This is a genomic window from Photobacterium sanguinicancri (genome assembly GCF_024346675.1).
GTDB lineage: Bacteria > Pseudomonadota > Gammaproteobacteria > Enterobacterales > Vibrionaceae > Photobacterium > Photobacterium sanguinicancri.
Genome location: NZ_AP024850.1, coordinates 2,983,510 through 2,998,917 on the forward strand (window position 1 = coordinate 2,983,510; position 15,408 = coordinate 2,998,917).

The window sequence follows — 15,408 nt, forward strand, 5'->3', positions numbered from 1 at the left end:
CTAAGCCTCTTTAACCAAGCTACTATTTACTATATTTTTTAAACTATTGAAGTTTTCAATTTTTATATCCAACAAGGTTTTTACTGCTGAAATATCCTCAATTATCTTGACGTAATTTTTCAACTCATTTTCAGGTGGTAGTTTCACTTTGAAGTTGGAGATATTTTTTAAATTTAAGCCCGGTTTACTTTGGCCATATTGGCAGAGTTGTATCTCCCTATTCCCTGGGGCCCCTTTACTAAAGTAGTAAGCGATAAATTTAGAGTATGTTGTATTTAAAAGTCGAACTAAAGCCACATGTTGACTAACGTAGACTTCCCCAACTCCCTCCTCTATCAAGGAAACATTTCCAACGCTATTCCCCGTTATAGTAAACACAATATCCTCAGAACAAAGTTTTGTTCTCTTACCTTCAACTTTATCTGGAAGGCATACATAAACTTTATCATCTAGGTCTAAGTAACCATCCCGGATGTTCTGTGACCTTAAAAAAAGAGCGCCCTCACTTCCAAAATACTTAGACCAACCACGTGAACCTGATGTTATATATTCTGAAAGCTCTCCCAGCTTAAACTCATCCCATTCTTGACTACCTCGGCAACTAGCCCTAAACGTCTTCTCAAGAGTAGCTAACACCTCCTTTAAATCAACAATTTGCTCATAGACCGACTCTGTCTTAAGGCACAAACCAAGTAGCTTTAACTGTAGTGATTTTTCAGACGGCAAACAAAACTCCTGCCGAGAAAGAGTCTTCCATTTGATAGTTGGTGATAGTGATCCCTCAGAGATAGCTACAGCACGATTCATAAATACATTAGATTGCATAATGAATGGAAGCAGCTCCTCAACAATGTGTTCACTCTTGGGCCTCATAACCATTCCATGAGCAGAGAAAATCCCACTAAAAGGGGCTATTGCAACTCGCTTTAAATACGCATTGCGCTTTGCAAAAAGGATATCACCTTTCTTCATTGCGAGTTTCTGTCCTTTCAGGATGACGTTGCTTCCCCACCTCTTGACCTTTAGGCTTCCACTATCTAAATGTTCAAGCCCTATGTATTTCTTCTCATCGCCAACCTTTGGATTTACCCGCTCTGAGATATGCTCTGCAATATCTCCAAACTTAACGACTTTCCAGTTTTCAATTAGTTGTTGCTGAATCATCTATTGCTCCACTTACTCTCTGATGCTTGGCTAAACAACTCAGCAAAACCTTCAAATAGTTCATTGGTCTGTTTTTTTAACTGTACTCGACTTACTTTCCATGTTTCTAATACATGCTCGACATCGTAAGTTTCCCGCCCATCTATTGGTTGTACATATAACGGAATAGATAAGTTGTATTGGTTTGCAGTGATAGTTTCCAAATCAACCAGCGCTGTAATATCACTTTGGTTTCCTGGTTTGAAATATGCATCACAAAGCACATCCAGATCATCATCAGATAAACGGCTGTGGGCACGCTCGCGGGTTACATGTTCTACACCATTGATAAAGAGGATCTTGTTTTTGCGCTCAATAGGTTTATTGCAATTAAGCACGACCACGCACGATTCCATTGGCGAGTTATAGAACAGATTTGGTCCAAGCCCTATAACCGCTTCGATAATGTCAGATTCAATCACCTGTTTACGGATCGCGTACTCTGAGTCGCGGAACAGCACTCCATGAGGCCAAAGCATTGCTGCACGGCCAGTCTCTGACTTCAAACTTTTGATGATATGTGTGTAAAAGCCGTAATCAGCACAACCTTGTGGCGGTACACCGTACATGTTGCGCCCATACGGGTCCGCTGCAAACTTTTCACGGCTCCACTTTTTAATGGAATACGGAGGATTAGCGAAAATAACATCAAACTGTTTGAGATGGTCGTTCTCGATAAACTTAGGATCGCCTAAAGTATCTCCACGCATAACATCGAACTCTTCAATGTCATGCAGGAACATGTTCATACGTGCAATTGCGGAGGTTAGCAGGTTTACTTCTTGACCGTACAAATGAACACCGCGCCACTCTTCACCTTGAGAGCGTAAATCCATTACCGCGTTAAGCAACATACCACCTGTACCACAGGTTGGGTCATACGCACTCTCACCCGGCTTAAGCTTCATGATACGGGTCATCAAATGCACAACGGTACGATTGGTGTAGAACTCAGCTGCCGTATGCCCTGAATCGTCAGCAAACTTTTTGATCAGGTACTCGTAAGCCTCACCCAAGTCATCTTGAGCAACAGACTTAATGCCTAGTGGGATTTTACTGAAATGCTGAATAAGGTCTGATAACAAATGATCTGGCAAGCGCTCTTTGTTGGTCCACTGCGCATCACCAAATACACCATGTAGTCGTTCATTCTTTGCTTCAATCAAACGCAGTGCATTTTGAATTGCTTCGCCAATGTCTTTGCTGGTGTTACGTACCTTCTCCCAGCTTGCTTCTTCAGGAATATCGAAACGATGGAACATAGACATAGCGGCGTATTCAGCATCGCCTTCGTGCAGTTCTAATGCTTCATTAAACTCTTCTAGGTACACATCTGAAAGACGCTTAAAGAACAGCAATGGGAAGACGTACTGCTTGTAATCAGACGCATCAATTTGACCACGCAGGAACTCGGCAGCCCCCCACAGTAGCTCTTCTAATTTGTTTTTGTTCATAGCTCAAAGCCCTCTTTGATCAACAAGGCTTCTAACTCTTGCTCAGCGGCCTCTAAGGCTGCTAATTTTTGCTGGAAATCTTTCAATGCATCTTCAACGGTAATGGTTTCTTCTTCTAGCGGCTTTTGTACATAACGAGCGATGTTCAAGTTGAAGTCGTTCTCTTTAATCTCGCTATGTGGCACCCAACGTGCGACACCTTCAATGTCGTCTGCTTTTGGCCCTTTGATGCGCATGTTCTGATAGATGTCATAGATATCATCTGCTTGTGTTTCTGATAATGTATTTTGAGCTCGGCCTATGGTGACGATATCCTCCGCATTCACAATCAACACGTGGTCTTTATGCTCTTCCGGTCTTGTTTTACGCAACACCAGAATACAAGCAGGAATACTCGTACCGTAGAACAGATTTGAAGCCACACCGATTACCGCCACGATGCGGTTCTCTTTCAATAGCTTGGTTCTAATTTTACCTTCTACTCCACCACGAAAAAGTACGCCATGTGGTAGTACTACCGTCATGCGTCCTTCATCATTCAATGAGGCAAACATATGTTGCACCCAGGCGAAATCACCATTTGTTTTAGGAGCCAGACCAAAACTTGCACGACCGTATGGATCACTTGCCCAAAAATCATGCCCCCACTCTTTTAAGCTAAATGGAGGGTTTGCGATTACGCAGTCAAAGTTTTCTAGTTGGTCATTTTGCAAAAACTTAGGATCACGAAGTGTATCACCACGTACGATTTCAAAGTCTTCTTGTCCGTGTAGGAACAAGTTCATTCGAGCAATGGCTTCGGTAGTCAGGTTCTTCTCTTGACCTTTGATTTTTAGAAGACGTGGGTCGCCACCGTTCTCTTTAACATGGTGAATGGTTTCAAGCAGCATACCGCCGGTACCACAAGCCGGGTCATATACACTTTCATTAGCTTGTGGGTCTAGAATATTAACCATAAGACGAACAATGGTACGTGGCGTATAGAACTCACCCGCTTTCTTGTTTGCTTTATCAGCAAAGCGCTTGATGAGGTATTCGTAAGCACGACCCATATCATCATTACGCACACTCGATACGCCAAGGTTAACCTTGTTGAAATGGTTGAGTAGTGTCGATAGCAGTTCGTCTGATAGACGCTCTTTGTTGGTCCAACTCGCGTCACCAAAAATGCCATGTAGCTGTGGGTTTTCTAGCTCAATACCACGGAATGAATCTTTTAGGGCTTGGCCAATATGCTTGGTTTCTGCGAACACATCTTTCCAATGACAGTTAGCTGGAATTTGAATGCGGTGAAACATGTCACCCTTAGCAAGCTCTTCATCACCCACTTGTTCCATCGCGTCTGCAAATTCTTCATCGTACACATCACAGATACGCTTAAAGAATAGGATTGGGAATATGTAGGTTTTGTAGTCTGAGGCATCGATTGGGCCCGTGATAATGTGGGCTGCATGCCAAAGGTGCGCTTCTAAGTCTTTGAGATTAATTAAGGTCATGGGATTACTGCATGTTCACTCTGCCCGAAAAGCAGAAAGACTGAATTCAATTGCAGTATTATGCCAAAATTATGGCTAAATGTTGTCTGTTAAGCAGCAAATTTCAGTATTTATATATTCAAACTTACTCAATGAAAATGCGGAGTTACCTACTATTGAGGCATCGCCGCAATGTTCAATATCATTTTTCACTCAACATTAACTTTTCTATAGCTTGAAGCACTGATTTTGCTCGCCAGTTTCTAGCTATCTCTATACAAGACACCCTACGTTTCGTGTCAGTTACAACACAGGTTGATTGAACGTCACCACCAGCAGTAAGCATATATTCAAACAAATCTCCCTCATCAAGCTCAGCTGCCAGCATTAAAGGGGTATAACCAAGCATTGCGGTATCGTGCTTAGCATTGGGATCCGCACCAAAATCGATGAGTTTCTTGGCTACTTCTCGAAGTTCTTCAACGCTTGTATGCTTATGAATATTATCTATTTGATACTGCGTCACTTCATTCATAATTTCGGTGTATACGGGATCATTTTCTTTTGCATGTATGTGCTCCATTAAATGGTGCTTTTCCGGTGGAACCATGCCCGCAGCATTAGACATCAATGCCCGTAAGCTTTGATCGTTGTTCCTGCTACTGTTGATCAAAGCAGCAACCATCGAAGGGCACTTGTGATTGGTAATCAATCCTAAACAACTAAATAACGGTGTTTCCCAACCTAGCTCCTGTCTTTGATCAACATCAGCCCCTAGCTGTAGCACTCTTTCGACAACATCTAATCGACCGGATTGAACCGCTGTTCCTAAAACGGTTAGTTTCTTTTTAGATGTAATAAGATTCAGAATATCTTTACTGTGAGGCTTACTTGAGATTGCCTTAAACATAACATCACGCATAGAATTTAAAGGCACCAATGTTGCCTGCATTGCTTGTACAGCCATCAAAAGCGGGCTTTCATTTGCCTCTGATTTGACATTAACATTAGCCCCGGCATCAAGTAGATCTTGAACAGCTTTCTCATCCTCTTGCATTGAAAAGTACGTCAATTGGGGCATTCTTTTAGTCAAACCATCTAACTCACCAACAGTTATCCTTCTATTTGGCTTGGCTAAATCTGGCTTATGTTTTGTTCCGTCTACAAACCACATACCATACTTTTTGCCTTGAAAAGGTGGGTAGTCGGATCCTGGAAAAAAAGTGTCTTGTGGGAAGTAACTGTCAAAATATTGTGAGTATGTACTAACCTCCCAATTTTCGATGAACTCAGGTTTCTTTTTACCACCGTTTCGTTGGGGCAAAGGGAGTATTGCGATATCAAACAAACCGCTGACTGCTCGCAATCTATTTATGAACACTTTATCGGGCTTAGGTAGCCTAGAGGCAACTATAACGGCCTCTGTTACGATACATGTAAGGTTCTCGCCTGAACGATATACCGCAAGTTCAAATGCACGCTTGTAACTATCAATAGACGGCGCTAACTCACCACAATGTAAGTGATGCCTTGCATTCATCCAATAATAGTAATATGTGGTTTCATCTAGCTTATCGAGACGTGATTGCACATCGAGTAACTCACCTAACAAACGTTTTGATTTTTTCTTATCCCCAAGAGACTTAGGCTTTCGCAATCTTAAAGAGTCAAACAACTCAAGTGCGATAGGTGTACTAATTTTATATTTCTCACCTTCTACTTGTTGTAGATGATGTAAATCGAGAGCAAATTCTTTTAATTGGGTAGAGATATCCCCCTTTGTAATGGCATTTAGCTCTCCTATCCCTGAGCGCAAGAAAAAGTAGTCCCAAAAACGAGCGGTTATCAACCGGGCCTTTATTACCCCCCAGGTCATCACCTCTTCTTGCGTCTTGCCCTTCTCACCAAGAGAAGCAATAGTCTTTAAATCGGGAAGTTCACCATCCTTACCTTTTTGCCAAACGCGGTATCGATCTTTTTGCTCTTTGGTCGCGTCTTGTAAATGACGCTGCCAAACTGAGTTTTTCTCTATATTTTGAAAAACAAACTGGATGGCAGTTTGTTCACCTTTAGCTAAACTGCTCGGAGTCGTTCGCATGCCATCAAGCATTTCAGAGCAGATAAATCCAACTGCACTTGAAAGATATTTTTGGCCAATGAGTGATTGAGCCGATGTTGCTGAAACCCCATCAAGAGGGATAACTTTCATCAGTTCAATATACTGCTTGAAGACCATATCAACCTGTTCGCACACATGATCTGCAAAGTGAATATTTACTGCTTTTTCAATTGGTTTAAGAATCAAATCACGCTTTAATTCTTCAAATTTATAGGGATTTATTTCCAGGTGCTTACATGCATCATCAATGGCTTTATTAGACTTTTTTGTGCCAAATGCTTTAGCAAACTCTCGAAGTATGAACTGTACGCTTAAATAAGGTGTATTTATGTTTTCCATAACTATTGCCTATTGAGCCGATGAATATCTTTCACAAAGTTTTTATATGCTCGTCTGTCACTCTGGCTACAAGGAACAGTAATACGTTTACCATAAGGCGTGTACAATGAACCATGTTTTTCACCTGAAACATAGGTCCAGTTTCTCTTTATGAGCGTCAGTACAAACTTATGGATATCTTTGTTACTACTGAACTTTTTCATATAAAAAGTGGGCGACAACCGCCCACCTCCATTGAGTAAACTACTTTTTATTGTTGTTCTGTTCAGCAATACGTTGTGCTCTCGCCGCAAAGCCCCCTTTAGCAACTTGCCCACCGTTTGCTTTTGCTTCAGCAGCTTGAATACGGCGAGCATCACTTGGTGTCATCTGAGATTTTGATTTAGACATAATCTTGTTCCTTATGTTGTATTGAAAAGACAATACAAGGTTAACTTTACATCCCAGCCACGTAAGCAAAGTAAATGGAGAGAAAAAATAGTTTTCTCTCTACGAGATTAAATCCGATAAGCTACTATCTCTTTCTGGCAATCTTTTCTTCCTTTCTCTCATTTCCCCATATAGCAGAATGGTGTTCGAACATTCCCATAGACTAGTGATGCCTAAATGACCAAGAGCTCCTTATTTGAGTTAGCTGGCCTTGACTATATAGACCAGCCTTAGGTTGATTTGAAATATATGTGGTGAATTATTTTTGGAGGCAGGTTAATGATTACACTGGCTTGTGAGCTACTTATTTCCTTGTAAGAAGATGTCACACTCTATACCCACTAGAGGATACTTACTCGTTTATCCCTTGGTGGGTATAGCGATATCATTGAAACGTTTCTTTGCTTACTGAAGGTTAGACGCATGGCATATAGTCCAAAGTAACAAGTAGACATGATGCTCATGATTCAGCCAAAGAACAGCTAGACTCAGACAGAGTTGATAATAGGTTCCTATAAGGGCACAACTACCACTCACCCACCAGCAGCCTACTCTTCACGCCGCGTACCTGTAGCCCCATGGCTTCGAACACTTGCTCGAAGTCGTGGCATTGTGGGGGAATATTAGGAAGTGATAATGCGGCTTCAGAGAAGAAGCGTGTTTGTAGCGCGTCGTCTTCGCCCCACGCCAATTGCCACCAATCGAGAATACGGCTTTTTGAGGCTTGTAGACGATTTGAGGTTGGGACTTTATCGCTCTTTTTCAGGTTTTCGCTGGCGGTCGTGGGTAGCAAATTCCACTTGTCGTTATTGGGCCAGTAAGCAAATGGTAGGCAGTGATCGATGTGGAAGGTCTCTTTAAGCTTGCTGCCACTCCACACGCTGTATAAATCTGCATCTTGTTTTTTAAGTTCGGCGACCCGCTTGCGCACATCGCGGGTGTCATGATCTTTGTCTATCCATACCAAGCAATCATAGTAGGTTTGTAGGCCAATATTTCGGGCGCGGTTTAACTCAAAGCGCTGCATTTCTAAAATCCACTGATTAACGACTAATGGCTCTATCCATGCGTTGTATAACCGGAAACACTCCCACAAACTTTCATCCAGCACAAAGCTGCCGTAGCTGGCTAGAAAGTCACTGTCGATAACGAGTGAAGATAAGGTTTTACGACGTTGCGATGAAGGCTGAATATCAAATAAGCGATTCGTTTTATCACCTTGGTATATAAAGGTTACAGGTCCGCTTTTGATCGTCGCTAAGGTATGCGACAGCGCTTTTTGTAATGCTTTGGCTTCGTCACCAAGAAACATTGCCCCGACTGTTAAATCGTCGGCGGCTAAATGTTTAAGTTGGTTCCAGCCATCATCTTTAACAAACCCCAATCCTTTGCTGGTATTGGAGTTTTGTTGAATGCCACCGCTACCTTCAATGTCGATATCAATCAAACGTTTGAACTGGCGCATCCAATACAGCCCCACTAACCCTGCGGGGATCGCAACCTTACCATCGCTGCGATCAATCACAGCGCCTGCATGGGCATCCGCCACGCGTAGCAAGGTACGTAGTAACGCGAGTTTGTATGTGGCTGATTTACTGTCATTCACAATAATGTGGCGTACACGGTTTAAGTCACCAGAGCCATCATCAGGTAGGCTCATCACGACCGTTTGCCAATGCACTTTATCGCGATTGAGGGAGTCTTGGCTGTCGCTAGTGTGCTTGACTAGCAATGCGCTGTTTTTAGCAAGCTGCTCTATTTCTTCTACCGATACCCCATAGTCTTGGCGACCATCATCAAATCCGCCATGGCGTAAGGTGATCACTAACCGACCGTTGGAGGCCAGTAAATTAGACAGCTTGCGAAACGCGCGTTCTCGGTGACTTGGGGCAAGGTGCATCCAAACCGCACTGACTAAGATACAGTCAAAACGCATCCCTAAGTTTTCTGTTTTACTCAGGGCTGGCAAGGCATCGTTAAGCCAAGTTACCGCGGCGCCTGTGTGCGCTTTTCCTGCTTGGCGCAGTGCATCACAAGGTTCTAGTGCAATAACATCGCAACCTTGGGCTGCCATCCATTTAGCATCTCGACCGCTCCCTGCACCCACATCCAATACCCGATCGCCGCTGTGTGGCCAAAACGGCTTCCAGCTCGCGTGAACACTCTCGAAGGTGAGCGAGTTATATTGCTGACAAAGGCTTGGGGTATTTTGTTGGTAAAATGAGAGCGTTGCAGACATAGTGATAGGTCGATTATTAAACTCATTGCATCATAGAGGAGAGGCATGCGGTTAGCAAACAAGATGTATTATGTCTCACCTTTATTTCGCCATAACCGTTAATAGCCAAATCAAACCACACCAAAGAGCTGACATTAAGGATGATTCGATATTTGGGCCATTACCCCATTTCATTTGCCTAATATACGCTATACGAAAGTCACTTTTGTCACAAAAAGCAACAATGCGCATAACAAAACTATGAGCGGTGAGTCATAATGCAGCTTGATATCACATAAAGAATATATTTCAACTCCTGAAGCACACACAAAGCATGACTTCCCTCCCAAAATATCCGCTAAAATGACGCATTTTTGACTCGCGCTTATTTCTTAACTCGAATTTTGTCCCTTTTTTTACCCATAACTATTTTGAAATATATTCCTTTAACGAAACCCATCGCACTTTTTATACCCCAGTAATTCCTTTGATTTTGTTATCAGTAAAATAAGTTATGACTTTTAAGAATGCCTTTTGCATTCAAATCTACTGTGAGCAGGAAGCTAAATTATGGAATATTTAGAAAGAATTAAGCGCTTAGCCAAAATTCAAGGCATTAGCCAAAAGCAACTTGGTGAAGCATTAAGCCTTCAGCAAGGTACTATGAGCCGTAAACTATCGGGTAAATACGGCATTGAAGTGCGTGAGCTTGAAACCATCGCCACGACACTCAACACCTCTATTAGCTACTTGCTAACTGGTCAAGTCGATACCAGCACCCAAGCGACCACGACGATTAACAATGAAGTAAGCCAAGGTTCTACCGCCACTTACATTCCGGTTATTCACCGTAAAGATTTCTCTTCCTTTCGCCAAGGCGCAACAGTGGATGTAGTCAGCAAACGTGCGATCCCGGCCCACCTAGACCGCGACGAGTGCCTAGGCCTGTTTGTTGATAACGAAAATATCGCACTTTGTGCGCCAGTCGGCAGCTATGCATTAGCGACTCGCACAGCTAGCTACCGTCCTAAGCAGCCTGTCTTTGCTTCGGTACGTGGCAGCGAACCTGATTTTTACCACATGACACAGCTTGCTGATGGTGTGGTGTTCTCGACCTCGCAACCTGATTTCCCTAACCTATTTGTGAACAACGATGAGTTCCAAATTCATGGTTACATCATTCAGTCTGATTGGGCTTACGATCGTTAATCTTTAAACGATTATTCCCGCTCAGTAGATGATTTAAATAGGCGCCGTGACTTCACGGCGCCTATTTGTATTTGTACAATCAACGCCTTCTCTTATTCTTTAACGGATTATGACCATGGCCACGATTATTGTCGCATCTACCAACCCTGCTAAAATCTCGGCGGTCGAGAACGCCTTTGCTGAAGCATTACCGCACATGACTTTTAATGTTGAAGGTGTGAGCGTAGCAAGCGAAGTGCGCGATCAACCCATGACGGCCGATGAAACCTTACTCGGCGCACGTAATCGCGTTAAGAATGCGCGCAATCTCGTAGCGAATGCCGACTACTACGTGGGCCTAGAAGCAGGGATTGATGGTTCGCACACTTTTGCCTGGATGGTAATTGAAAGTGGTGAACACGCATGTGGCGCATTGCGTGGTGAAGCGCGCTCTGCCTCGCTACCTTTGCCACCAGCGGCATTGGCACAGCTAGAACAAGGTATCGAGCTAGGTGATGTAATGGATACCATGTTTAATGAAACCAACATTAAACAAAAAGGTGGGGCGATTGCGATGCTGACCAACCATAAGCTCAGTCGCAGCTCTGTCTATCAACAAGCCTTGATCTTGGCGTTGATCCCGTTTTTAAATCCGGCCTTATTTCCCGAGATCGCGTCGTGATTAATGGGTGACATAACACCTGATGATAGCGAGATCAAAAAAGCCCATGACATCACAGATGTCATGGGCTTTTGTTTTCTATAACAGGTTAACGTAACGGGCGTTACAGCTGTTTTTTCAGTAATTCAGCCAGCCAGACTTTCACGTCAGCATCGTGATGCTTTAACTCGTTAGAGCCTCGTGTAATCGTCGCTACCCCCACACCCAGCAATTCACTGATTTTACGCTGGCTACGCTCGCCATTTAGCAGTTCGTGAAAAATATTCACACGAGATAATAAAGAATCACGTTCATCTGGCGTGAGTAACAACTTCATCAATACATCGTCTTTTTGCTCATCCGATGCCTGACGCAACAAATCAATTACCTGTTGCCACTCGGTAAATTCCGGTGTTTCAGTGGTAGTGGACATTTAAACCTCATTCTGGGCATTACGTTCTGGCGCAAATATTACCTGTTTCTCAGGGCAGTTAATAGCTTGCTTGCAGTTCCTCGGGCGTTAGCAAGGGCTTTTTCTGCCCCATGCGCTTACTGTAATACACATCAAACATCAGCACATTTTGCACATACCCTCGGGTTTCATTAAACGGAATGGCTTCAATGAAGGTGAAAACATCCAGCTGCCCGTCGGTTTGCTGCTGCCAACGGTTCACTCGGCTAGGGCCCGCGTTGTAAGCAGCAAACGAGTACACCCGATTATTGTCATGGCGATCAAGCATCATTTTTAAATACCCACTGCCAAGACGAATGTTCACGCCGGGATCAAACAAGCTGTCTTTGCCTTTATAATTTCGCTCTAACTTCTTGGCGGTTTCTTTCGCTGTGGCAGGCATTAACTGCATTAAGCCGCGTGCCCCGACAGGCGATTGCGCTTCGGTGTTCCACGCACTTTCTTGGCGCGCTAACGCCATCATAGTGGTGGTCGGCAAATCGCGCTCTTTGCTAAAGAAATCAAACCACCATTTGTGGGCCAATGGAAAACGCAGTTCGTGGTAACTCCATAAACGCCCTGCAATAGTGGCTTGTACCGCTAAGTGGTGCCAACGGTTAGCGGCAGCATAGGTCGCCAACGTTAAGGCTTGTTCTGGCTTTTTACCGCGTAGCAAATACGCCCACTCGCTACGGGCAGCATACAGTTTATCGACCGCCACCAGCTCTTTAATACGGTTTAACGTTTCACGGTCGCCATCGGTATCTTTGACAACCAATTTGCTTTTGCTGATGGGGTATTCAATCGGCTTTTTCAATATCGTTGCCGCCGCAACACTGTAGAAATCGCGCAGGCCAAGCAAGGATTCATACATCGTATTGGCTTGTGCTTGCTTACCATCACGCGCTAACAAATACGCCTGCCAAAATGTCCAACGGGTGGTCTCTTTCGCTTTAGCAGGTAAACGTTGTACCCACACTTCCACTGCAGGCCAATCGGCTTCACGCATGGCATTACGAATACGGCGTTCTATCAAGCTGACCTTGGTGCTTTTGGCAATAACCTTATCGCGCCAAGTGATCAAGTCAGCGTTATCTGTGGTCATTAAGCGTGAAGCGACAAACTCGGCCAACTGTTGGCGTTTGGCTTTGCTGTAGTGCTGACCATCCATAGTGCGGGTATATTGTTTTACCGCTTCTTTTACGTCTTTACGTGCCAAGCGTTGATAAGCCGCGGCGGTTAATTGCTGATTAAACGGGGTGACTTTACTGGCTTTAGCAAAATCAGCCACCAGCGCGGGCTTATCCAGTAATTCAATCACCTTATTACCCGTAATACGGCCCGAGGTGGATAATTGCTTATTCAGGTACGTCAGGAATTTTTTATTACCATTCTTGTACACCAGTATCATACGGTTAAGAATGTTCTCATCGTGACGTTTACCCGCCTTGTCCCATGCCTCTAACAGCGGATCGCATTCATCGGCTATCGAGCTGCCTTTGAGCCAAATTTGCTCTGCGCCCTGCCATGCTTGCTGCTTTTTACCTTGTTGCAATTTGGCGTAGTAATACTGGCATTGCAGCACTTCACCACGAGGCTTGGTCGGTTGGAAGGCAAGAAAGTCATCCCATCGCTGCGCTATGGCTAAATAACTGGCGTAGCGGTATTGAATCGTGGGGTGGAAGGGCAGCGTTTTATGTTGCGTTAAAAAGGCTTGCACTTCCTGCGGTGATTTATTTGTTAGGCTGCGAGAAAAATCACGGTAATCCAGATACGGTGTGAGTGGATATTTATCCAATTTGTTCCGTAACTGACTGAATTTTTCGGCATCGTTATCTTCAAGCGCGTCTTGTGCTTGCTCGTACCATGCCCGTTGTTCGTCTAGTGTGGCTGCCTGCAATACAGGTGCAACCCAAGCTCCTAGCCCGATACACGCGGCGTATAGCACCTTTTTCATGACAGTTGTTAACACAAGAAAACTCCATTTCGTAGTCGCATTATTAATCTTAACCACTAATTATGAACATTACTGTTAAAGTTAGGTCAAGGTCGAGTAAAATACCCCCTTCCTTTACGATTAGAGATTGCAACGGATATGGCTGAATACGTCTATACCATGTCGCGCGTGGGCAAAATTGTTCCACCTAAGCGTCAAATCTTAAAAGATATTTCATTAAGCTTCTTCCCTGGTGCCAAGATTGGTGTTCTTGGCCTGAATGGTTCGGGTAAATCTACCCTGCTTCGCATTATGGCGGGCATTGATACCGATATTGAAGGTGAAGCACGCCCGCAAGCTGGCCTTAAAGTCGGCTACCTACCACAAGAACCTGTACTGGATGAAGAAAAGACAGTACGTGAAGTGGTTGAAGAATCAGTTGCTGATGTTAAGAACGCATTAAGCCGTCTTGATGCGGTATACGCAGCATACGCTGAAGAAGATGCAGATTTCGATAAACTTGCTAAAGAACAAGGTGATTTAGAAGCACTTATCGAAACCAAAGATGGTCACAACCTAGACATGCAGCTAGAACGTGCGGCAGATGCCCTTCGTTTGCCTGAATGGGATGCGAAAATTAAATTCCTGTCGGGTGGTGAGCGTCGCCGTGTGGCTATTTGTCGCTTATTGCTTGATAAGCCAGACATGCTGCTACTTGATGAACCAACCAACCACTTGGATGCAGAATCCGTGGCTTGGCTTGAGCACTTCCTAGTCGATTACAGCGGTACTGTTGTGGCAATCACGCACGACCGTTACTTCCTAGACAATGCTGCTGGCTGGATCTTAGAGCTTGACCGTGGTGAAGGTATTCCATGGGAAGGTAACTACACCTCTTGGCTTGAGCAAAAAGATGCGCGTTTGCAACAAGAATCGTCGCAAGAGAATGCTCGTCAAAAAACCATTGCTAAAGAACTGGAGTGGGTTCGTCAAAACCCTAAAGGTCGTCAATCTAAGTCAAAAGCTCGTATGGCGCGCTTTGAAGAGCTTAACAATAACGATCACCAGAAACGTAATGAAACCAACGAGCTATTTATCCCGCCAGGTGAACGCCTAGGTGATAAAGTGCTTGAGGTGAATAACCTAACCAAGTCATTCGGCGATCGCGTATTGATCGACAACCTATCGTTCAGCATGCCTAAGGGTGCGATCGTCGGTATTATCGGTGCCAATGGTGCTGGTAAATCGACCTTGTTCAAGATGCTAAGCGGTGTCGAGCAACCCGATTCTGGTACGGTAGAACTTGGCGAAACAGTTAGCCTAGCGTCTGTTGATCAGTTCCGTGACAGCATGAACGACAGCAACACGGTTTACCAAGAGATCTCTGAAGGTGCGGAAATCATCCGTATCAACAACTACGAAGTACCCGCACGTGCTTATGCGTCGCGCTTTAACTTCCGTGGTAGCGATCAGCAAAAACTGATTGGCGATCTATCTGGTGGTGAACGTAACCGTGTTCACTTAGCCAAACTGCTAAAAGCGGGCGGTAACGTATTACTACTCGATGAACCAACCAATGATCTTGACGTAGAAACCCTACGTGCATTGGAAGAAGCGCTACTTGAGTTCCCTGGCTGTGCCATGGTTATCTCGCACGACCGTTGGTTCCTTGACCGTATCGCAACCCACATTCTTGACTACCGTGATGAAGGCCAAGTTAACTTCTACGAAGGTAACTACACCGAATACACTGAGTGGCTGAAGAAAACACTGGGCGCACAAGCGGCTGAACCACACCGTATTAAATACAAGCGTATTACTAAGTAATGCTGCTAATCACAATCTGATGAGTCAGGTTTTGATTGTACTAAGGGCTGCCAATGCAGCCCTTTTTTGTGGTTGTCACTTGGTATTGCCTAACGGCAACTTATTCAC

At 44.2% G+C, this 15,408-nt stretch carries 11 protein-coding genes; 3 read left to right on the plus strand and 8 right to left on the minus strand.

The window, feature by feature from the left end:
• The 6 genes from OCU87_RS13830 to OCU87_RS13855 all read right to left on the minus strand — a co-directional run bounded on the left by OCU87_RS13830 (position 1) and on the right by OCU87_RS13855 (position 9,258).
• Positions 1–1,164, minus strand: a complete 1,164-nt coding sequence (locus OCU87_RS13830; RefSeq protein WP_261857406.1) for a restriction endonuclease subunit S — start codon at positions 1,162–1,164, stop codon at positions 1–3.
• Positions 1,161–2,657, minus strand: coding sequence for a type I restriction-modification system subunit M (locus tag OCU87_RS13835; protein ID WP_261857407.1), 1,497 nt, complete (start codon positions 2,655–2,657; stop codon positions 1,161–1,163). Before OCU87_RS13835 ends, OCU87_RS13830 begins: the two co-directional genes overlap by 4 nt.
• Positions 2,654–4,153 carry a type I restriction-modification system subunit M gene (locus OCU87_RS13840; protein ID WP_261857408.1) on the minus strand — a complete coding sequence of 500 codons (1,500 nt, stop codon included), beginning with the start codon at positions 4,151–4,153 and terminating at the stop codon, positions 2,654–2,656. The genes OCU87_RS13835 and OCU87_RS13840 overlap by 4 nt, the downstream gene beginning before the upstream one ends.
• 181 nt (positions 4,154–4,334) lie before the next feature.
• Complete coding sequence (locus tag OCU87_RS13845; RefSeq protein WP_261857409.1) at positions 4,335–6,590, minus strand: ankyrin repeat domain-containing protein; 2,256 nt, start codon at positions 6,588–6,590, stop codon at positions 4,335–4,337.
• 243 nt (positions 6,591–6,833) lie between these two features.
• Positions 6,834–6,980, minus strand: coding sequence for a hypothetical protein (locus tag OCU87_RS13850; RefSeq protein WP_261857410.1), 147 nt, complete (start codon positions 6,978–6,980; stop codon positions 6,834–6,836).
• Positions 6,981–7,545: 565 nt separating this feature from the next.
• On the minus strand, positions 7,546–9,258 hold the full coding sequence (locus OCU87_RS13855) for a class I SAM-dependent methyltransferase (protein WP_261857411.1): 1,713 nt from the start codon (positions 9,256–9,258) through the stop codon (positions 7,546–7,548).
• A gap of 549 nt (positions 9,259–9,807) precedes the next feature.
• On the opposite strand from OCU87_RS13855, the gene OCU87_RS13860 reads away from it, so the two are divergent.
• Together OCU87_RS13860 and yjjX are read left to right on the plus strand one after the other, a co-directional pair.
• The gene (locus OCU87_RS13860; protein ID WP_062691317.1) at positions 9,808–10,446 is read left to right on the plus strand and encodes a helix-turn-helix domain-containing protein; all 639 of its coding nucleotides are present in this window, start codon (positions 9,808–9,810) and stop codon (positions 10,444–10,446) included.
• Positions 10,447–10,561: 115 nt separating this feature from the next.
• Entirely contained in the window at positions 10,562–11,107 is a 546-nt protein-coding gene (gene yjjX, locus OCU87_RS13865; protein WP_261857412.1) for an inosine/xanthosine triphosphatase, read from the plus strand.
• 103 nt (positions 11,108–11,210) lie between these two features.
• Here yjjX and trpR read toward each other — a convergent pair whose 3' ends face one another.
• Positions 11,211–11,519: a trp operon repressor gene (trpR, locus tag OCU87_RS13870; RefSeq protein ID WP_048898040.1), complete on the minus strand. Its 309-nt coding sequence runs from the start codon at positions 11,517–11,519 to the stop codon at positions 11,211–11,213.
• 58 nt (positions 11,520–11,577) lie between these two features.
• On the minus strand, positions 11,578–13,494 hold the full coding sequence (gene sltY / locus OCU87_RS13875; protein WP_390960835.1) for a murein transglycosylase: 1,917 nt from the start codon (positions 13,492–13,494) through the stop codon (positions 11,578–11,580).
• 138 nt (positions 13,495–13,632) lie between these two features.
• Here sltY and ettA point away from each other — a divergent pair, with 138 nt between their 5' ends.
• Positions 13,633–15,300, plus strand: coding sequence for an energy-dependent translational throttle protein EttA (ettA, locus tag OCU87_RS13880; protein WP_261857414.1), 1,668 nt, complete (start codon positions 13,633–13,635; stop codon positions 15,298–15,300).
• Positions 15,301–15,408: the final 108 nt, after the last annotated feature.

Excerpts from the sequence above, each read along its gene's own strand:
- OCU87_RS13860 (WP_062691317.1), top strand. The coding sequence starts at position 9,808 with ATGGAATATTTAGAAAGAATTAAGCGCTTAGCCAAAATTCAAGGCATT.
- OCU87_RS13855 (WP_261857411.1), bottom strand. The coding sequence starts at position 9,258 with ATGTCTGCAACGCTCTCATTTTACCAACAAAATACCCCAAGCCTTTGT.
- OCU87_RS13840 (WP_261857408.1), bottom strand. The coding sequence starts at position 4,153 with ATGACCTTAATTAATCTCAAAGACTTAGAAGCGCACCTTTGGCATGCA.
- yjjX (WP_261857412.1), top strand. The coding sequence starts at position 10,562 with ATGGCCACGATTATTGTCGCATCTACCAACCCTGCTAAAATCTCGGCG.
- OCU87_RS13850 (WP_261857410.1), bottom strand. The coding sequence starts at position 6,980 with ATGTCTAAATCAAAATCTCAGATGACACCAAGTGATGCTCGCCGTATT.
- OCU87_RS13835 (WP_261857407.1), bottom strand. The coding sequence starts at position 2,657 with ATGAACAAAAACAAATTAGAAGAGCTACTGTGGGGGGCTGCCGAGTTC.
- OCU87_RS13830 (WP_261857406.1), bottom strand. The coding sequence starts at position 1,164 with ATGATTCAGCAACAACTAATTGAAAACTGGAAAGTCGTTAAGTTTGGA.
- sltY (WP_390960835.1), bottom strand. The coding sequence starts at position 13,494 with ATGAAAAAGGTGCTATACGCCGCGTGTATCGGGCTAGGAGCTTGGGTT.
- OCU87_RS13845 (WP_261857409.1), bottom strand. The coding sequence starts at position 6,590 with ATGGAAAACATAAATACACCTTATTTAAGCGTACAGTTCATACTTCGA.
- trpR (WP_048898040.1), bottom strand. The coding sequence starts at position 11,519 with ATGTCCACTACCACTGAAACACCGGAATTTACCGAGTGGCAACAGGTA.
- ettA (WP_261857414.1), top strand. The coding sequence starts at position 13,633 with ATGGCTGAATACGTCTATACCATGTCGCGCGTGGGCAAAATTGTTCCA.